Source organism: Streptomyces sp. LS-MS-L19 (assembly GCF_058382285.1).
Map to the genome: position 1 here is coordinate 5,362,336 of NZ_JBYCLL010000001.1, position 18,739 is coordinate 5,381,074.

Consider the following 18,739-nt stretch of genomic DNA (forward strand, 5'->3'; position numbering starts at 1 on the left):
GCGGGCCCACCACCCGATGCCTCAACTGTCGCCCACAGCAAGCCTGTTGTGGGCGACAGTCGCCGTACGGCCGACCGGGAGCCGCATCGCGATGCGGCGGAGTGTGTACGACGGCCGGACGACCAGGGCCGCCACGCACAGCACGGCCGCCCTGACGTACCGTCGCTCCATCAGCGCCAGGCCGGCGTCACGGAACCGGCGCGCCGCGCGGTCCCGTCGCCGCTGCGCCCGCGTGAGGCGGTACGAGGACACGAACGACTCGAGGACGGGCGCGGGCCGCCCTTCGAGCCGGGCCACGGCCCGCTCTTCCACGAAGCGCACGAGCATCATCATCTCGGCGGGTTCACGGGCCGACATGGAGTCGCCGTGCACCCGGTAGGCGCCGAGCGGCCGCATCACCGTGGCGACCCGTCCCGCGAGGGCCAGCCGAGCCATGAGGTCGAGATCGGCGACCGGCGGTAGCGACTCGTCGAACCCTCCCGCGGCCCGCACGGCGTCGGTGCGGGCGATCAGGGAGGAGATCGGGAACGGCATCAGCCCGCCCCGCCGCATGCGCTCCTGGGAGGCGGCGTCCCGGGCGTCCTGACCCGCTCGGCCGAACCGGCGGCCGTTCTCCGACAGATACTGGAAGACCGCGCCGACCGCGACGACCTCGTGGTCGCCCCGCAGGACGCCGATCTGCTCGGCCAGTTTCTCCGGATACCAGAGGTCGTCGGCGTCGAGGAAGGCCACCGCCTCACCCCTGGCGAGGGCGAGACCGCGGTTGCGGGCGGCGCCGACTCCGCCGTTCGCGATCCGTTCGACCCGGACCCGCTCGTCGGCGACGCGTTCGGCGATCGCCGCGCCGCCGTCGGTGGACCCGTCGTCCACCACGATGACGTCGAGCTCTCGGTGGGTCTGGGCGAGGACGGACGCGAGACAGGCGCCGATGTACTTCTCTGTGTTGTACAGCGGGATGATCACTGATACGAGCATGGTTGCCTCTCGGACAGAACGGCGCGATAAAGCTCCTCGGCGGTCTCGGCCTTCGCCGCCCAGGTGTGTTTCCGCGCCCACGCCGGCGCGGCCCGCTCCATGCAGCGGCGGATGTGCTGGTCCTCCAGTACGCCGCTCAGCGCGCAGGCGAGGCGCTGGGGCAGATCGGCGGGATCGCCGAGCGGCACCGACACCGCCCCGCCCGGCGCCGAGAAGTCACTGATGCCGTGGTGGCCCAGATGGACGACGGGCAGACCCCGGGCCCACGCCTCCAGGGTCTGGGTGCTGGAGGAGTCCCGCAGGCTCGTCATCAGGAACACGTCCGCCTCGTCGCAGGCGGCGAAAACCTGCTCCCGCGGCAACAGGCCCCGGAACTCGACGGATTCCCCCACTCCGAGGCGTACCGCGAGCTGTTCCAGGGACGGTCGCAGTGGTCCGTCGCCGAGGATCACGAGGCGCACGCCCGGGATCTCCGACCGCAGCCGGGCGATCGCCCGGACGGCCAGCTCAGGGGTCTTGCGCGGGTGCAGTCTGCCGACCCAGAGCACGGTGGGCGGGCGGTCCGGCCGGGTCGGCGGCGCCTCGGCCGGTTGCCGTACGACCGACTCCTGGATGCCGTCGGCCAGCATCAGCCGGGTAGCGGTACGGCTCAGGCCCTGGGCCAGTCGCTCGGTGTCCCGGTTGGTGGCCAGCAGCAGCGCGGCATCGCGAAGCGTCGCGCGACAGGCGGGGCGACGGCTCAGACAGCGGACCCACAGCCAGGTCCGCAACGCCTCCTGCCGGTAGGCGGCGCCCAGGTAGCGCCGGTGACTGTGGGGCGCGACCTGGCCACCGCCGACGGGACCGAACACCAGGGGCGGCCCGAGGCGGTGCAGCGCGGAGCCGCCCTGGAGGGATCCGTAGGAGACGTGGTGCACGAGGTCGGCCTTGTCGAGCCCCTGGTCGCGGGCGTACTCCAGAGCGCGGCGCTGCCAGCCGTCGTAGCGCTTGACCTCCGCCGCCATGTCGCTCAGCGGGCCCGGCAGGAGCCGGGTCCACCGGGGCTCCCGGGGTTCCGCGATGATGTGCGGGCGGATGCGCTCGCCCACGTCCCCCAGTTCCTCGATCCGGTGCTTGATGTGGCGCACGTTGTCGGACTCGGGGTGCGTCAGGACCTCCACGGTGTGCCCCCGGCCCGCGAGCGCCTCCGCCCAGCCCCACCCGATGCCCGGTTCGCTGCCGCGGGTCGGGTCGCAGGCGAACGAGACCAGCACGATCCGCAGTCCGCGGGACCGCGGTGCGATTTTCCTATCCACGAACACCTGTCCATCCATGGTGGGGCCCTCGGGCCCTCTCCCGCGAGGCATGTCGGGCATACCGCCCATTTCTCCTATTCTCAGCACGAGATTAAGTGGCTGATGAGGAAAAAGAGGACATCTCCAGTCCGGTGAGAGGCGCGCGTTGGACCTTCGTGGATATCTCAAAGTCTTGGCCAGACGCTGGCCGACCGTCCTGATCTGTCTGTTGCTCGGTGTAGGCGCGGCCCAGACCTTCATCGTCCTGAGCACGCCGGTCTACGCGGCTCGCACCCAGCTCTTCGTGGCGACCCGGTCCGGCGCGGACACCTCCGAACTGAACCAGGGGCAGAGTTTCTCCCAGGCGCGGGTGCAGTCGTACGCGGCGATCGTGGCGACCCGTCAGGTGACCGAGCCCGTGGTGCGCGAACTGGGGCTGACGTACACACCGGAGCAACTCGCCTTGCGGATCACCGCCGAGGCTCCGCTCAACACCGTGCTCATCGACATCACGGTGCGCGACACCGTTCCGGCGCGGGCCGCGCGTATCGCCGACGCCGTGGCGAAGCGCTTCGTCGCGGTCGTCGAGCGGCTGGAGTCGCCGAAGGAGGCCGTTCCGCCGATCGGCGGGACCGCCGAGCCCGTCGCCCAGGTCTCCCCCGTCTCCCTCGGCGTGACCGAACAGGCGAGCGTTCCCACCCGTCCCGTCTCGCCGAAGCGGCTGCTCGACCTCGCGGTCGGAGTGTTCGGTGGGCTGCTGCTCGCCGCCGCGCTGGTCGCGCTGCGTGAGGCGCTCGACACCACCGTCAAGACCAGCGAGGCGCTCGGTGAACTCACCTCGCTGCCGGTGCTCGGCCACATCCCGTACGACAGGAGCTCGGTACGGCAGCGGATCGCGATGGACTCCGCCGGCAGCTCCGTGCGTGCCGAGGCCTTCCGGAAGCTGCGGGCCAACCTGCAGTTCGCGCAGGTCGACGACCGGCCGCGAGTGATCGTCGTGACCAGCTCGGTGCCCGGTGAGGGGAAGACCACCACGGCCGTCAACCTGGCGCTCTCCCTCGCCGACGCGGGGCTGCGGACCTGTCTGGTCGACGCCGACCTGCGCCGTCCCTCCGTGGCCGGCACCTTCGGCCTCGTCCAGGACGCCGGACTGACCACGGTGCTCATCGGCCAGGCGCGCGCCGAGGACGTGGCGCAGCAGGCCGGGGGCCGGCTCACCGTGCTGACCAGCGGTGCCGTACCGCCCAACCCGACCGAACTGCTCGCCTCCGACCGGATGCGGGAGGTGCTGCGCGAACTCGCCGGCGTCTTCGACGTGGTCGTCGTGGACAGCGCCCCGCTGCTCCCGGTCGCCGACACGATCGGTCTGGCCCCGCTCGTCGACGGCGTGCTGTTCGTCGTACGGGCCTCCAAGACCGGTCGCGACCAGGTCCGCGGCGCCGCCGATTCGCTGAGCCGGACGGGTGTGCGCATCCTCGGCACGGTGTTCAGCATGGCCGCCACGTTCAAGGGCACGGGGTACGGCTACGGATACGGCTACGGTCCGGCCGAAGTCCCCGTGCCCCGCCCGGCGGTCGGGAGAGCGGGTGCCGTGGACTCCGCCGAGTGGTCTCCCGCGGGCGAGAAATGAGCGGTCCCGTGCACCCGGCGACCGCCTTCGAGGTGCTGTTCGTCTGCACCGGCAACCTGCATCGCTCGCCGGTCGCGGAGCGGCTCCTGGCCGCCGCCTTGCCGGAGCACCGGTTCCGGGTCCGCAGCGCGGGCACCGGGGCCAGGCCGGCCCCGCTGGACGGCGTGACGCGGGCCCTGATCGACGAACTCGGCGGTGACGCAAGGGAGTTCACCGCGCGGCGGCTGGACGCCGGGCAGATCGCGGGCGCGGATCTGGTGCTCGGCCTGGAGCGCTGTCACCGGGAGACCGCGGTGCGGCTCCACCCGGTGGCCTTGCGCCGCTGTTTCACCCTCCGGGAGTTCGTCCGGCTCCTGGACGGGGCGGGGCTCGGTCCCGGCACGCCGCACGAGGCGGTCCGGCTGGCGGCGTCCCGGCGGGGCCAGGTGATCCCCCCGCCGGACGAGTCGGACGGCATCGCCGACCCCTACGGCGCCGCCCCCGCCGTACACCGGGCCCGGGCCCTCGAAGTCCGCGCCGCCGTCCTCGCACTGGCCGGGATCCTGGCACCGGGCTCCTCCGGCTCAGCGTCGGCGGCGACGAGCTCCGCGACCGGGTCGGCCTGAACGAGCGGTGGGGCGCACCCCTCTCACAGGGTGCGCCCCACATGGACACGGCCCCACACGGACAGGGCTTCCGTCACTCACCCGTCGCACGGCTTCCCACGGTTCACCCTGACCTGTGTCGGCGTCACCAGCGTCTGCCGCAACACCCTCGGTTCGCCTTCCGCGTCCGGCTCGTCAAGGTGCAGCACCAGCGTGCGGCTTGACTGGCGGGGCAGTTCCAGATCGAGGGTGTACGTCGGGTGGCCCCGCTCGGTGCCGGGGATGGGGTGGATCGGGTGGCCGTCCAGGGTCGCCCCCGTCAGACGCGCTCCTGCTCCGGCGTAGTAGGTCGCGATCACCCGGTTGTCGCCCGGACGGGTCGGGTAGGACGGGAAGTCGACCCGCTGGGTGACGTACTCGGGCAGGCCCGAGGCGGGTGCCCGGTTGGTGAAGGTCATGGTCGCCGTCACCGAGCGGCCGGTGTCCGTGCAGGCCCCGGGTGTCCAGACGAGGCTGCGGTCCAGGTAGTAGTCGAGTTTGGTGCCCGCCGCGTTGTTCACCACGAGCCCGGCGAAGGGACCGGGGGCGTCGGGGAGGACGCCGGAGAACGGCCGTGACTCCAGCAGCCGTTGCTCGCTCGCGTGCGCGCTCCACACCTGGAGCCGGCCCGCCCGCTGCACGTCGCGCACGGCACTGAGCAGCGCGGGGATCCGGCTGGTGTCGTCGACCGCGGTCATCAGCCGTCCGGCGGCGGCACGCGCGGCCTCCACGAAGTACGCCTTGCGCCGGGCGACGTCGTCGAACTTGGCGTAGGCGATCCGCTCGGTGACGTCGACGGCGTTGTCCGCGGTGAGTTCGGTGCCGTCGGGCAGCCGGGCCGGGCCGGTGGCGCGGAGCAGCAGGCCGAGCGCACCGGGATCGATGGCGAAGGCGCCGTCCAGGCGCTGGCCGCTCTGGTCGTGCCAGAAGCCGGTCCAGATCCGGGCCGCGTACGGAAAGTGCGGGCTCATGTTGGAGTTGGCCCACACGCTCGCGGGCTGGTTGTTGCCGTACCCGGCGGCGAACTCGGCCCCCAGGTCCACGGCCGCCCGGCCGCTCATCTCCGTGTTGTTGCCGAAGTGCTCGAACGTCAGCCGCCCCCGTTCCGCCCGCAGCACCGCGAAGGCGCCCGGCAGACCGCCCGTGCCGCGGGCCTCGGCGGTGTTCTGGAACGCGAGGAAGTAGCGCCGCGGACCGTGCACCCCGAGCATCGCCGGCACCACCCGTGCCGCGACGGCGGCGTCGCCGGTCTGCGGGGCGAGTCGGTCGAGCTGATCCGTCAGTCGGGCGCGGGCGCGGTCGACGGGCGGCAGCCAGGTGGAGCCGGGCAGACGGTGGGCTGCTTCCCGCACCTCGGCCGCGACCCGCGCGGCGCGCGTGAACGCCGTCGCCTGCCCTTCCAGTTCGGTCAGGACGTGCGGGATGCCGCCCGTGTGCGCGCTCGCCGTGAGCTGGGGGACCGCTCGGGTCAGCGGCGGCAGGACGTCGGCGGTCAGCCGGTCGGAGAGCCGGGCGATGCCGCGCACGGTCTCCAGGGGGCCGCCGACGAAGGGCAGATGGGCCGCGGTGTACCAGGCGGGCCCGGTGGTGAGCTCGTGGGCCCGCGCCGCGTGCGCGGCCGCGGACCGCGCCAACCGCTCCTGGTCGGCCTCCGCGGGAGGCCCCGCGGAAGAGCCCTCGGAGGAGCCCGCCGACGCACCCGCAGTCGTGGCCGGGACCGTGGCCGCCGAGACCGCGTCCTTGAGCACGTTCAGATCCCCCTGTGCGGCCAGGAGCTCAGCCCGCGCCATCACCCCCGTCACCCCGATCCAGGCGGCCGCCGCCGCTGGAACAGCGGCGGCGGCGAGCAGCACGTTGCGGACCAGGGTCCTGCGGACGTGCCGCCGTGCCCCTCGGCCGTCCGGGGCGGGCCCGGGACGGCCGAGAAGGCGCAGACGTACGCGGGGAGGCACCGTCATGAGTTGCCGCGACGGCGGGCCACCAGCAGGGCACCGCCACCCAGGGCGACGAGGCCGGCTGCCACGCCTCCCAGGGCCAGCTCCATCGTGTTGTCCTCACCGGTGTGGGCGAGGTGCGGCTTGTCGGGGCGCCCGTTGTGGTGCCCGTCGTCCGAGCCACCCGGGTGGTGCCCGCCCTCGGAGCCGTTGCCGTCTCCGTGGCCGTTGCCGTGCCCTCCGTTGCCGTGCCCGTTGCCCTGGCCGTTGTCGCAGTCACCTTCCTGCTCGTCGCCGTAGTCGTCCCCGTAGCCGTGCGGCTTCGGGGGGTACGCCGTGTGCGTCGGGCACGGTGTGGGCGGGTACGGGTTGTCCACGGCGTACGCGGTCCCCGTGGCGGCCAGCGGTGCTGCGAAGAGCGCAGCAGCCGTGGCGGCCGAGGCCACGACGGACCGCCAGTGCGGCGATGTCGTCTTCATTTCCACTCTCCTCGACATAGGTAGGCCCGGCGGCGGCGTCGGCAGCGCCAAGGACCCGGATATGTCATAAGTAGGAAAATCGAAGAACAAATAACGGTATGTCGCCCAGAGTCACCTGATGGGGTAGCGCGAATGACACATCGAGGCCCCCTGCCGCTCCGGGCAGGGGGCCTCGATGTGCAGGCGCTGTGGCTGTTACTTCGCCGGCTCCGGCTCCGGCTCGCTCTCCGCCGTCTCCTCGCCCGCCGGGTCCACCGGGGTCTTGACGGACTCCAGCAGCAGCTGGGCCACGTCGACGACCTGGATGGACTCCTTGGCCTTGCGGTCGTTCTTCTTGCCGTTGACCGAGTCGGTCAGCATGACCAGGCAGAAGGGGCAGGCCGTCGAGATGATGTCGGGGTTCACCGACAGAGCCTCGTCCACGCGCTCGTTGTTGATGCGCTTGCCGATCCGCTCCTCCATCCACATCCGCGCGCCACCCGCGCCACAGCAGAAGCCGCGCTCCTTGTGGCGGTGCATCTCCTCGTTCCGGAGACCGGGGACGTTGGCGATGATCTCGCGCGGGGGCGTGTAGATCTTGTTGTGGCGGCCCAGGTAGCACGGGTCGTGGTAGGTGATGATGCCCTCGACCGGGGTGACCGGGACCAGCTTGCCCTCGTCGACGAGGTGCTGGAGCAGCTGCGTGTGGTGGATGACCTCGTAGTCGCCGCCGAGCTGCGGGTACTCGTTGCCGATGGTGTTGAGGCAGTGCGGGCAGGTCGCGACGATCTTCTTGGCGGACTTGGGCTTGGCGGACTCGGCGACCACGTTGCCGTCGTCGTCGAGCTCCTCGCCGAACGCCATGTTCAGCGCCATGACGTTCTCCATGCCGAGCTCCTGGAACAGGGGCTCGTTGCCGAGACGCCGGGCGGAGTCACCGGTGCACTTCTCGTCGCCGCCCATGATCGCGAACTTGACGCCCGCGATGTGCAGCAGCTCGGCGAAGGCCTTCGTGGTCTTCTTGGCCCGGTCCTCCAGGGCGCCCGCGCAGCCGACCCAGTACAGGTACTCGACCTCGGTGAGGTCCTCGATGTCCTGGCCGACGACCGGGACCTCGAACTCGACCTCCTTGAGCCACTCCAGGCGCTGCTTCTTCGCCAGGCCCCAGGGGTTGCCCTTCTTCTCCAGGTTCTTGAGCATGGTGCCCGCCTCGGACGGGAACGCGCTCTCGATCATCACCTGGTAGCGCCGCATGTCGACGATGTGGTCGACGTGCTCGATGTCCACCGGGCACTGCTCGACACAGGCGCCGCAGGTGGTGCAGGACCACAGGACGTCCGGGTCGATGACGCCGTTCTCCTCGACGGTCCCGATCAGCGGGCGCTCGGCCTCGGCGAGAGCGGCAGCGGGCACCCCGGCCAGCTGCTCCTCCGACGCCTTCTCCTCGCCCTCCATGGTCTTGCCGCCACCCGCGAGCAGGTACGGCGCCTTGGCGTGCGCGTGGTCCCGCAGCGACATGATCAGCAGCTTGGGGGAGAGCGGCTTTCCGGTGTTCCAGGCCGGGCACTGCGACTGGCAGCGGCCGCACTCGGTGCAGGTGGAGAAGTCCAGCAGGCCCTTCCAGGAGAACTGCTCGACCTGGGAGACGCCGAAGACGTCGTCGTCACCGGGGTCGGTGAAGTCGATCGGCTTGCCGCCCGAGGTCATCGGCTGGAGGCCGCCGAGGGCCGTACCGCCGGTCGCCTCGCGCTTGAACCAGATGTTCGGGAACGCCAGGAAGCGGTGCCAGGCCACACCCATGTTGGTGTTGAGCGAGACCACGATCATCCACACGAAGGACGTGCCGATCTTGATCATCGCGACCAGGTAGACCAGGTTCTGCAGCGCGGTCACACTCAGGCCCTTGAAGGCCAGGACCAGCGGGTACGACGCGAAGTACGACGCCTCGTAGGAGTCCACGTGGTGCAGCGCGCCCTCGAGGCCGCGCAGCACGTAGATGGCGAGGCCGATGGTGAGGATGACGTACTCGACGAAGTACGCCTGACCCGCCTTGGAGCCCGCGAAGCGGGACTTGCGGCCGGGGCGCGAGGGCAGGCTCAGCAGCCGGATGACGATCAGGGCGATGATGCCGAGCGTCGTCATCACGCCGATGAACTCGATGTACAGCTCGAACGGCAGGAACTCGCCGATGACCGGCAGTACCCAGTCGGCCTTGAAGAGCTGTCCGAAGGCCTGCGCGAGGGTCGGCGGCAGGGTCAGGAAGCCGACCGCCACGAACCAGTGGGCGAAGCCGACGATGCCCCACCGGTTCATCCGGGTGTGGCCGAGGAACTCCTTCACCAGCGTCACGCTGCGGGCGTAGGGGTTGTCGGTCCTGCTGCCGGCGGGCACGGGCTGGCCCAGCTTGAAGTACCGGACGAACTGGCCGATGGCGCGTGCGAGCAGCGCCACGCCGACCACGGTCAGTACCAGCGACACGATGATCGCGGCGAGTTGCATTTCGGGGCTCCTCGGGCCTGCGAGGTTCTGACGAGCGAGATTACTAAGCGGTAACTTATGCAGTCCGTCTGAGAGTACCCATATTCTCCGCCGCACTGTAGCCGGGCGCGGGGTGATCTGAATCGCTCAGGGTTACCTTAAAACCCGATCGTGTTATTCGTGTCGAATTGGTACATACGGCGCTAATTTGGCCTTGTGCTCTATGGGATCCTCGCCGCCAGCTCCGCCCTGCTCCTCGCCGCCGTGCTCGCCGCCCTGCTGCGGACGCCCGCCCTGCGCCTCGGCATCGTCGACCGGCGGTGGCGGCGCCCCATGCCGCTGTCCGGCGGGGTGGCGGTGGTGGCCGGCACCTGCCTGGTCGCCGCCGTGGGCGACCGGCAGGGCGCCACGCCGCTGGGCCCCGAGGCCGGGCGGCTGCTCGTCGCCGGGGCCGCCGTCGCCCTCCTCGGGCTCGTCGCCGACGTACTGCGCGTCAAGGCGCGGTTCCTCGTCGGCGGTACGGCCGCGGCGGCGGCCTGTGTGGTGCCGTACGAGGACACCGGAGTGCTCGCCGGGATCCTCGCCGTCGGCTGGATCGTCTTCGTCGCCCTCGGGTTCAAGGCGCTGGACCACGTCGACGGGCTCGCCGGGACCGTCGGGGTCCTCACCGCCTTCGGGGCGGCGGCCTGCGCGGCGGCCGAGGTGATGGACGGGCTCGCCGTACTGCTGAGCGTGCTGGCCGCCGCGCTGACCGGGTTCCTGATGCACAACTGGCATCCCGCGCGCGTGGGGCTCGGTGCCAGCGGGGCGCTCTTCACCGGCTTTCTGCTGGCCTCGGCGGCCGTGACGACCCGCGCGGGACAGGAACTCGGCGCCGGGGCCGGGGTGTTGTTCGCGCTGACGGCCCTGGTCGCCGCCGACGTGGTCCTCGTCGTCCTGGCCAGGCGGCTGTCGGGGCGGTCGCTGCTGCGCCCGGCGCCCGACCATCTCGCCCACCGGCTGCGCCGGCTCGGGCTCACCCCGCAGGGCGCGTGCGTGGTCCTCGGTGTCGTGTCCTTCGGCGGGGTACTCGTCGGGGTCCTCGTGCACCTCGGGTGGATCGCCGCGAGCGGGGCGCTCTGGGTGGCCGGCTGTGCCCTGGTGCTCGTCCTCGGACTGCTGCGGATCAAGCCCAGAGTGAAGCCCGCCGCGAGGTCCGGCGTGGTCCCGCGTCCGGCATCACCGCAGGTCACGACCCAGTTGCGTGTAAGGAACGGATAAGAGTTGAGCCCCTATGACTCAGGTCTGTTGACCCATCGGCTGACGTCATGCACACTTGAGTCCGTTCCACTCAAGTCAGCTGGAGGAAATCACCATGGCACGTGCGGTCGGCATCGACCTGGGCACGACTAACTCCGTCGTCAGCGTTCTTGAAGGCGGCGAGCCCACCGTCATCACCAACGCCGAGGGTGCCCGGACCACGCCGTCCGTCGTCGCCTTCGCGAAGAACGGCGAAGTGCTCGTCGGCGAGGTGGCCAAGCGCCAGGCGGTCACCAACGTGGACCGGACCATCCGGTCTGTGAAGCGCCACATGGGCACCGACTGGAAGATGGAGCTGGACGGGAAGCCCTTCAACCCGCAGCAGATCTCCGCGTTCATCCTCCAGAAGCTGAAGCGGGACGCCGAGTCCTACCTGGGCGAGAAGGTGACCGACGCGGTCATCACCGTCCCGGCGTACTTCAACGACTCCGAGCGCCAGGCGACGAAGGAGGCCGGCGAGATCGCGGGCCTGAACGTCCTGCGCATCGTCAACGAGCCCACCGCGGCCGCGCTCGCGTACGGCCTCGACAAGGACGACCAGACGATCCTCGTCTTCGACCTCGGTGGCGGCACCTTCGACGTGTCCCTCCTGGAGATCGGTGACGGCGTCGTCGAGGTGAAGGCCACCAACGGTGACAACCACCTCGGTGGTGACGACTGGGACCAGCGGGTCGTCGACTACCTGGTGCAGCAGTTCAAGTCCGGTCACGGCGTGGACCTCGCCAAGGACAAGATGGCCCTCCAGCGCCTCCGCGAGGCCGCCGAGAAGGCCAAGATCGAGCTGTCCTCCTCCACCGAGACCTCGATCAACCTGCCCTACATCACGGCCTCCGCCGAGGGCCCGCTGCACCTGGACGAGAAGCTCACCCGCGCCCAGTTCCAGCAGCTGACCGCGGACCTCCTGGAGCGCTGCAAGACCCCGTTCTTCAACGTCATGAAGGACGCCGGCGTCTCCATCAACGAGATCGACCACGTCGTCCTCGTCGGTGGCTCCACCCGTATGCCCGCCGTCGCCGAGCTCGTCAAGGAGCTGACCGGCGGCAAGGACGCCAACAAGGGCGTCAACCCGGACGAGGTCGTCGCCATCGGCGCGTCCCTCCAGGCCGGTGTCCTCAAGGGTGAGGTCAAGGACGTCCTGCTCCTCGACGTGACCCCGCTGTCCCTCGGCATCGAGACCAAGGGCGGCATCATGACCAAGCTCATCGAGCGCAACACCACGATCCCGACCAAGCGGTCCGAGATCTTCACCACGGCCGAGGACAACCAGCCGTCCGTGCAGATCCAGGTCTACCAGGGCGAGCGCGAGATCGCGGCGTACAACAAGAAGCTCGGGATGTTCGAGCTGACCGGTCTGCCGCCGGCCCCCCGTGGCGTGCCGCAGATCGAGGTGTCCTTCGACATCGACGCCAACGGCATCATGCACGTGACCGCCAAGGACCTGGGCACGGGCAAGGAGCAGAAGATGACCGTCACCGGCGGCTCCTCGCTGCCGAAGGACGAGGTCGACCGGATGCGCCAGGAGGCCGAGCAGTACGCGGACGAGGACCACCGCCGCCGCGAGGCCGCCGAGACCCGCAACCAGGGCGAGCAGCTCGTCTACCAGACGGAGAAGTTCCTCAAGGACAACGAGGACAAGGTCCCCGGCGAGGTCAAGACCGAGGTCGAGGCCGCCGTCGAGGAGCTGAAGGCCGCGCTCAAGGGCGAGGACACCGCCGAGATCCGCACCGCGACCGAGAAGGTCGCCGCGGTCTCCCAGAAGGTCGGCCAGGCCATGTACGCCGACGCCCAGGCCGCCCAGGCCGCCGGCGGCGACGCCGGTGCCGAGGCGCCCAAGGCGGACGACGACGTCGTGGACGCCGAGATCGTGGACGACGAGCGCAAGGACGGTGCCGCGTGACGGAGGAGACCCCGGGCTTCGACGAGAAGCCCGACGTCCCCTCCGGCGCCACCGACGACGCCGAGCCGAAGGCCGCCGCCTCCTCCTCGGAGGCGGGGGCGGCCCCGGCCGGGGACGCAAGTGCCCAGATCGCCGGCCTGACGGCCCAGCTGGACCAGTCGCGCAAGGCGCTCGACGAGCGCACCGCGGACCTCCAGCGGCTCCAGGCCGAGTTCCAGAACTACCGCCGCCGCGTGGAGCGGGACCGGATCACGGTCAAGGAGATCGCCATCGCGAACCTCCTGACCGAACTCCTGCCCGTGCTCGACGACATCGGCCGCGCGCGGGAACACGGTGAGCTGCTCGGCGGGTTCAAGTCCGTCGCGGAGTCGCTGGAGACCGTCGCGGCGAAGATGGGTCTGCAGCAGTTCGGCAAGGAGGGCGAGCCCTTCGACCCGACGATCCACGAGGCCCTGATGCACAGTTACGCGCCCGACGTCACCGAGACGACGTGCGTGGCGATTCTCCAGCCGGGGTATCGCATCGGCGAGCGCACCATCCGCCCCGCGCGGGTGGCGGTCGCCGAGCCGCAGCCCGGCGCGCAGACGGTCAAGGACGAGTCCGAGACCGGCGAGGAGAAGGACAACAGCTCTGAAGAGGGCTGAAGCCGTAGTGGGTGACCGGAAGGAGGGGCGTCGGGGATGAGCACCAAGGACTTCATCGAGAAGGACTACTACAAGGTCCTCGGCGTCCCCAAGGACGCCACCGAGGCCGAGATCAAGAAGGCGTACCGCAAGCTCGCCCGCGAGTTCCACCCGGACGCCAACAAGGGCAACGCCAAGGCCGAGGAGCGCTTCAAGGAGATCTCCGAGGCGAACGACATCCTCGGTGACCCCAAGAAGCGCAAGGAGTACGACGAGGCCCGCACCCTGTTCGGCAACGGCGGTTTCCGTCCGGGGCCGGGCGGCGCGGGCGGCTCCTTCAACTTCGACCTGGGCGACCTCTTCGGAGGCGGCGCCCAGGGCGGGGGCCAGGGAGCCGGCGGCTTCGGCGGCGGACTCGGAGACGTCTTCGGGGGCCTGTTCAACAGGGGCAGCTCGGGAACTACGCGCGTCCAGCCGCGGCGCGGGCAGGACATCGACACCGAGGTCACCCTCAGCTTCACCGAGGCGATCGAGGGAGCGACGGTCCCGCTCAGGATGTCCTCGCAGGCCCCCTGCAAGGCCTGTTCGGGCACCGGTGACGCCAACGGCAACCCGCGCGTGTGCCCGACCTGCGTCGGCACCGGCCAGGTGGCGCGGGGCTCCGGCGGAGGGTTCTCCCTCACCGACCCCTGCCCCGACTGCAAGGGCCGCGGCCTGATGGCGGAGAACCCCTGCGAGGTCTGCAAGGGCTCCGGGCGGGCCAAGTCCTCCCGGACCATGCAGGTCCGCATCCCGGCCGGGGTCTCCGACAACCAGCGGATCCGGCTGCGCGGCAAGGGCGCGCCGGGCGAGCGCGGCGGACCCGCGGGCGACCTGTACGTCACCGTGCACGTCGCCGCGCACCCCGTCTTCGGCCGCAAGGGCGACAACCTCACGGTGACGGTCCCGGTGACCTTCGCGGAGGCGGCGCTCGGCGGTGAGGTCAGGGTGCCGACGCTGGGCGGTCCCGCGGTGACGCTGAAACTGCCGCCGGGCACCCCCAACGGCCGCACCATGCGGGCCCGTGGAAAGGGCGCGGTCCGCAAGGACGGCACCCGGGGCGATCTGCTGGTCACCGTCGAGGTGAGTGTCCCGACCGAGCTGTCGGGGAAGGCTCGTGACGCGCTGGAGGCGTATCGCGAGGCGACCGTGGGTGAGGACCCACGGGCGGAGCTGTTCCAGGCCGCGAAGGGAGCATGATTCGAGTGGACGGTCGTCGACGCAACCCGTATGAACTGACCGAGGAGACCCCGGTCTACGTCATCTCGGTGGCGGCCCAACTCTCCGGCCTGCACCCGCAGACACTGCGCCAGTACGACCGCCTCGGCCTGGTCTCCCCGGACCGCACGGCCGGGCGGGGCCGGCGCTACTCGGCCCGCGACATCGAACTGCTGCGCACCGTCCAGCAGTTGTCGCAGGACGAGGGCATCAACCTCGCCGGCATCAAGCGCATCATCGAACTGGAGAACCAGGTCGCGGCGCTCCAGTCGAGGGTGGCCGAACTCCAGGCCGCCGTCGAGGGCGCGGCCGCGGCGATGCAGCAGCGCGAGGCGGCGGTGCACGCGTCGTACCGCCGCGACCTGGTGCCGTACCAGGAGGTCCAGCAGACCAGCGCGCTGGTGGTGTGGCGGCCGAAGAAGGCCAGGGACTAGGCACGCACGCACGAGAAGGGGCCCGGAGATCTCTCCGGGCCCCTTTCCCGTGCGCTCAGAGCCAGCTTTCCCAGATGCCGTACGCCTGCTGCCGCACCGCCTGCTCGGTGCCCGAGGCGTCGGTGAACACCACGCGGTAGTAGTACAGCCCCAACAGGTCCTCGTGCACGGTGTAGTCCACGTACAGCGTGGGCGTGCCGACCTTGGCGGTGTGCAGGGTGACATAGGCGGCCCGGTCCGGGTCCCAGCGCTCCACGCGGTAGTCGGTCAGCCGGGCGCAGTCGCCGAGGCCGTCCGTCTCGTCGCAGCCGACGTCCACGGTCGGGTACTGGTCCTCACGGACCGTGGTCCCGGTCCAGCCCGGCGGACGGGTGTCGGGCAGGGTGACGGAGAGCTCGGCGGGGTGGAACGCGGCGGGCCCCGCGTACGCGTCGATGAGGGGGGAGCCGTCGGTGGCGGCCACCTTGTAGGTGTGGGTGCTGCCGTCGGGCAGGATCGGGCAGAGGATCTCGGTCTTGGACAAGGAGCTGCCCGTCCAGCAGTTCTCCTTCCACTGCGTCTCGCCGGTCTCCGGGTCGGTGACGCCCTCCCAGACCCGGTAGCCCTGGACGTCGTCGTCGGCGGGCGGAGTCCAGGTCAGGCGCACACCGAGCGGGATCTGCTCGGCGGCCAGGTTCTGCACCGGGGCCGGGCGCACGGTGTCCGGCGTGGTCGCGGTGGCGGCGGGGCCGGGCTGCGACTCATGGCCGTACGGGTCGATTGTCACGACCGTGTAGTCGTACGTCGTCTCGGAGGCGCCGGAGACGTCCCAGCAGACGCCGTTGATCTGCCGGGGACCGGCGTAGTCGGGGGCGTCGCCGGTGTTCCAGGTCCAGTACGTCTTCGGGTCCGTCAGGGGCAGGTCCTGCGAGCTGTCGGGCTTGCACGCGGCCACCACGCTGCGCTCGCCGGTCACCTTGTCGGTGCGGGCGAGCCGGTAGGTGAGCAGGGGCCTGTCCTCGCCGAAGGTCCACGGGTCGGCGCTGCTCCACTCGATCATCACCCCCTCGTCGAAACGGCGGGCGGTGGTGCTGAACGGCGCGATCGCCTCGGGCCGGTCGGCCAGGGTCAGTGTGGCCTCCACCGGGGCGGCCGCGTTGCCCTTCGCGTCCACCGAGCGCACCGCGTACCGGTAGCTGTCGGCGACCGCGACCAGCTGACGCGGCACCACGTCGGTCCCCGTGGTGGTGGTCGGGGTGTCGCCGGTGGCGCCGGGCAGCGCGTCGAGCCAGCCGCCGGTCGCCGGGTCGTACTGGAGGACCTGGTACGAGGCCGCCCCGTCGACGGCCGACCAGACCACGTGCGGAACGCCCGACCGGTACTCGACGCGCGCGTCGGCGGCGGTGGCGGGCGGAGTCAGGTCGGACGTGGTGAAGGTGGTGGCCGCCGAGTACGCGGACCAGTTCCCGACGGCGTCCCGGGCCCGGCCGCGATAGGTGACCTTGCTGCCGTCGGCGGCGTAACCGGTGTCGCAGATCGCTCCCTTGGTCCCGGTGTACACGGTGGTCCAGGTGTGGGTGACGGGGTCGAGCCGCTGCATCTCGTACAGGGCGATGTCCGCCGCGTTCTCGGCGGTCGTGACGAGCTCCGGTGCCGCGTAGGGCTGGCCCACCGGGCACGAGTCCATCTCCAGGAACGGCGCCGCGGGCGGAGTCGTGTCCACGGTGGTGACGGGCTGGTCGGCGGTGCCGCCCGAGGTGTTGCCGGCCTTGTCGTAGGCGCGCACCTCGTAGTAGTAGGTGGCGCCGGTGGGCGGCGTGCTGTCGGTGTACGACGTGCCGGTCGTCGTCGCGACGGGCTTGCTGCCGAACGACGTTCCCTTGAGCCGCCGGTACAGCTTGTACCCGGCGAGGTCCATCTCCTTGTTCTTCGCCCAGGCGACCTTGGTCTTGCGGGTGGTCTTGTCGTACGACACCGAAGTGCCGGTCGGCGTGAGGGGCTTGACCTTGTCGATGTCGGCGGTGGTGCGGGGGGTGTAGGTGACCTTGACCTTGGCGGTGCCGGTCCAGTTGGCGTAGTCGACGCGCAGGGTGTGCTTGCCGGACGGGACGGTGACGTTGGCGGTCTTCTTGACCGTGGTGGAGACGTTCTTCCAGAGGTCGATCCTGCGGACGCCGTCGACGTAGACGCGGATGCCGTCCAGGCCGGTGGCGCTGAGCGCGAAGGGGCCGCCGGAGCCGAAGTCGCGGGTCACGCTCCAGCGCACGCCGAAGTTGTCCTTCGGGAGGCCGGAGGCGGGTGCGCCGCTCCAGTTCTGGTCGATCGCGCCGTCGCAGTCGGTCTTCTTCGGGGTGCCGGAGAAGGACGTGTTCGCGAAGAACTGGCGCTTGAACACCGGGGAGGCGCAGGTCGTGGCGGCCGAGGCCGGAGACGCGGTCACGGTGAACAGGGTGCCGGCGGTGGCGAGGACCACCGCGCCGGCGGTCGTGCGGCTGGCTGACTTCATTCGATCCTCTGGTCGGATACGGAACAGCAGTTGTGAGGCTGTCGTGATCACGACTCGCGAGGTGTGAAGTTGGTTGTACGGGTGTTCGCGCGAAGTCTTCACAGCATCGGCGGAGAGTGGCGTTGCGCACTCGTTAAGTGATTCCGCTTGACTCCGCGGGTCGCCGCCGCGTTGGCTTTTCAGTCACATGGGCCGCAATGCCGCGCCCGCGTCCGGAAAGCATCAGAAGTGAGCAGCCCCATGCGTCGTATCGCCATAGCCGTGGCAGCGTCCACGATGTCCCTCTCGCTGGCCGCCTGCGGGGCGCTCGGCGCCGCGAGCGGGAGCGAGGCGAGCCCGACCAAGGGCGACGACATCACCGTGGGTGTGCTGATGCCGGAGAAGACGAACACCCGCTACGAGGAGTTCGACTACCCGATCATCCAGAAGAAGGTCGCGCAGCTCACGGACAAGAAGGGCAAGACGGTCTACGCCAACGGCGAGGCCAACGCGAAGAAGCAGGCCGCGCAGATGCAGGAGATGATCGACCAGAAGGTCGACGTCATCCTGCTGGACGCGGTCGACTCGCACGCCATCGCGGGCATGGTGGAGAAGGCCAAGGACGCCGGTATCCCGGTCATCGCCTACGACCGGCTCGCCGAGGGTCCGATCGACGGGTACGTCTCCTTCGACAACGAACTCGTCGGCGAGGTCCAGGGCCGCTCCCTCGTCGAGGCGCTCGGCTCCGACATCGACACCTCCGACAAGATCGTCATGATCAACGGCTCGCCCTCCGACCCGAACGCCGGACAGTTCAAGGCGGGCGCGATGTCCGAGCTCAACGGCAAGGTGACGATCGCCGAGCAGTACGACGTCGACGGCTGGAAGCCGGAGGTCGCGCAGAAGGACATGACGCAGGCGATCAGCGCGATCGGCAAGGGCAACATCAAGGCCGTGTACTCCGCCAACGACGCCATGGCCGGCGCCGCCATCCAGGCGATGGAGGACGCGGGCATGACGAAGATCCCGCCGATCACCGGCCAGGACGCGGAGCTGGCCGCGGTGCAGCGGATCGTCTCCGGCGAGCAGTACATGAGCGTCTACAAGCCGTACCCGGACGAGGCCGAGGCCGCCGCCGAGATGGCCGTGACCAAGATCCAGGGCAAGGACATCCAGTTCGACGCCCTCGCCACGGACAGCGTCGACAGCCCCACCAACAAGGACATCCCGGCCCAGCTCGTCCAGGTCGTCGCGCTGACGAAGGACAACATCAAGAGCACGGTCGTCAAGGACGGCATCTACACCGTCAAGGACATCTGCACCTCGGAGTACAAGAGCGCCTGCGCGGCGGCGGGACTGTCCTAGCCGAAGCGCGGGGAGGGGCCGGAGGATC

Annotated in this window: 14 protein-coding genes; 8 read left to right on the forward strand and 6 right to left on the reverse strand. The window is 70.5% G+C overall.

The genetic code is table 11. The features are described from left to right. Nucleotides 1–21 precede the first annotated feature (21 nt). A complete protein-coding gene (locus tag AC2XR2_RS24020; protein ID WP_491516268.1) occupies nt 22–975 on the reverse strand; it encodes a glycosyltransferase in 954 nt (317 codons plus the stop codon). Then, a complete protein-coding gene (locus AC2XR2_RS24025; RefSeq protein ID WP_381302852.1) occupies nt 960–2,270 on the reverse strand; it encodes a glycosyltransferase family 4 protein in 1,311 nt (436 codons plus the stop codon). Before AC2XR2_RS24025 ends, AC2XR2_RS24020 begins: the two co-directional genes overlap by 16 nt. Nucleotides 2,271–2,415: 145 nt before the next feature. Here AC2XR2_RS24025 and AC2XR2_RS24030 point away from each other — a divergent pair, with 145 nt between their 5' ends. Beyond that, nucleotides 2,416–3,879 carry a tyrosine-protein kinase domain-containing protein gene (locus tag AC2XR2_RS24030; protein WP_491516269.1) on the forward strand — a complete coding sequence of 488 codons (1,464 nt, stop codon included), beginning with the start codon at nt 2,416–2,418 and terminating at the stop codon, nt 3,877–3,879. A gap of 8 nt (nt 3,880–3,887) precedes the next feature. Beyond that, nucleotides 3,888–4,484, forward strand: coding sequence for an arsenate reductase/protein-tyrosine-phosphatase family protein (locus AC2XR2_RS24035; RefSeq protein ID WP_491516270.1), 597 nt, complete (start codon nt 3,888–3,890; stop codon nt 4,482–4,484). A 77-nt stretch (nt 4,485–4,561) separates the two neighbouring features. On the opposite strand, the gene AC2XR2_RS24040 is transcribed toward AC2XR2_RS24035, so the two are convergent. From AC2XR2_RS24040 to AC2XR2_RS24050, 3 genes are all read right to left on the reverse strand, one after another. After that, the gene (locus AC2XR2_RS24040; protein ID WP_491516271.1) at nt 4,562–6,460 is read right to left on the reverse strand and encodes a DUF4012 domain-containing protein; all 1,899 of its coding nucleotides are present in this window, start codon (nt 6,458–6,460) and stop codon (nt 4,562–4,564) included. Beyond that, nucleotides 6,457–6,915, reverse strand: a complete 459-nt coding sequence (locus tag AC2XR2_RS24045; protein WP_491516272.1) for an LPXTG cell wall anchor domain-containing protein — start codon at nt 6,913–6,915, stop codon at nt 6,457–6,459. The genes AC2XR2_RS24040 and AC2XR2_RS24045 overlap by 4 nt, the downstream gene beginning before the upstream one ends. Nucleotides 6,916–7,110: 195 nt before the next feature. Beyond that, the gene (locus AC2XR2_RS24050) at nt 7,111–9,393 is read right to left on the reverse strand and encodes a (Fe-S)-binding protein (RefSeq protein WP_491516273.1); all 2,283 of its coding nucleotides are present in this window, start codon (nt 9,391–9,393) and stop codon (nt 7,111–7,113) included. A 195-nt stretch (nt 9,394–9,588) separates the two neighbouring features. Between AC2XR2_RS24050 and AC2XR2_RS24055 the strand changes: the two genes are divergently transcribed. The 5 genes from AC2XR2_RS24055 to AC2XR2_RS24075 all read left to right on the forward strand — a co-directional run bounded on the left by AC2XR2_RS24055 (nt 9,589) and on the right by AC2XR2_RS24075 (nt 14,882). After that, complete coding sequence (locus tag AC2XR2_RS24055) at nt 9,589–10,632, forward strand: MraY family glycosyltransferase (protein ID WP_381299041.1); 1,044 nt, start codon at nt 9,589–9,591, stop codon at nt 10,630–10,632. Nucleotides 10,633–10,726: 94 nt separating this feature from the next. After that, complete coding sequence (gene dnaK / locus AC2XR2_RS24060) at nt 10,727–12,568, forward strand: molecular chaperone DnaK (protein ID WP_123762112.1); 1,842 nt, start codon at nt 10,727–10,729, stop codon at nt 12,566–12,568. Beyond that, a complete protein-coding gene (gene grpE / locus AC2XR2_RS24065; RefSeq protein ID WP_330265530.1) occupies nt 12,565–13,212 on the forward strand; it encodes a nucleotide exchange factor GrpE in 648 nt (215 codons plus the stop codon). Before dnaK ends, grpE begins: the two co-directional genes overlap by 4 nt. 36 nt (nt 13,213–13,248) lie before the next feature. Beyond that, nucleotides 13,249–14,430 carry a molecular chaperone DnaJ gene (gene dnaJ, locus AC2XR2_RS24070; RefSeq protein ID WP_356463722.1) on the forward strand — a complete coding sequence of 394 codons (1,182 nt, stop codon included), beginning with the start codon at nt 13,249–13,251 and terminating at the stop codon, nt 14,428–14,430. 5 nt (nt 14,431–14,435) lie between these two features. Continuing rightward, entirely contained in the window at nt 14,436–14,882 is a 447-nt protein-coding gene (locus AC2XR2_RS24075) for a heat shock protein transcriptional repressor HspR (protein WP_449348917.1), read from the forward strand. A 55-nt stretch (nt 14,883–14,937) separates the two neighbouring features. Here the strand turns inward: AC2XR2_RS24075 and AC2XR2_RS24080 are convergent, their stop codons facing one another. Beyond that, entirely contained in the window at nt 14,938–17,367 is a 2,430-nt protein-coding gene (locus AC2XR2_RS24080; RefSeq protein ID WP_491516274.1) for a PA14 domain-containing protein, read from the reverse strand. Nucleotides 17,368–17,607: 240 nt separating this feature from the next. Between AC2XR2_RS24080 and AC2XR2_RS24085 the strand changes: the two genes are divergently transcribed. Continuing rightward, nucleotides 17,608–18,711, forward strand: a complete 1,104-nt coding sequence (locus AC2XR2_RS24085; protein WP_330265527.1) for a sugar ABC transporter substrate-binding protein — start codon at nt 17,608–17,610, stop codon at nt 18,709–18,711. Nucleotides 18,712–18,739 lie beyond the last annotated feature (28 nt).

Coding starts and splice junctions, on each gene's coding strand:
- dnaJ (WP_356463722.1), top strand. CDS start 13,249: ATGAGCACCAAGGACTTCATCGAGAAGGACTACTACAAGGTCCTCGGC.
- AC2XR2_RS24045 (WP_491516272.1), bottom strand. CDS start 6,915: ATGAAGACGACATCGCCGCACTGGCGGTCCGTCGTGGCCTCGGCCGCC.
- dnaK (WP_123762112.1), top strand. CDS start 10,727: ATGGCACGTGCGGTCGGCATCGACCTGGGCACGACTAACTCCGTCGTC.
- AC2XR2_RS24085 (WP_330265527.1), top strand. CDS start 17,608: ATGCGTCGTATCGCCATAGCCGTGGCAGCGTCCACGATGTCCCTCTCG.
- AC2XR2_RS24050 (WP_491516273.1), bottom strand. CDS start 9,393: ATGCAACTCGCCGCGATCATCGTGTCGCTGGTACTGACCGTGGTCGGC.
- AC2XR2_RS24020 (WP_491516268.1), bottom strand. CDS start 975: ATGCTCGTATCAGTGATCATCCCGCTGTACAACACAGAGAAGTACATC.
- AC2XR2_RS24080 (WP_491516274.1), bottom strand. CDS start 17,367: ATGAAGTCAGCCAGCCGCACGACCGCCGGCGCGGTGGTCCTCGCCACC.
- AC2XR2_RS24040 (WP_491516271.1), bottom strand. CDS start 6,460: ATGACGGTGCCTCCCCGCGTACGTCTGCGCCTTCTCGGCCGTCCCGGG.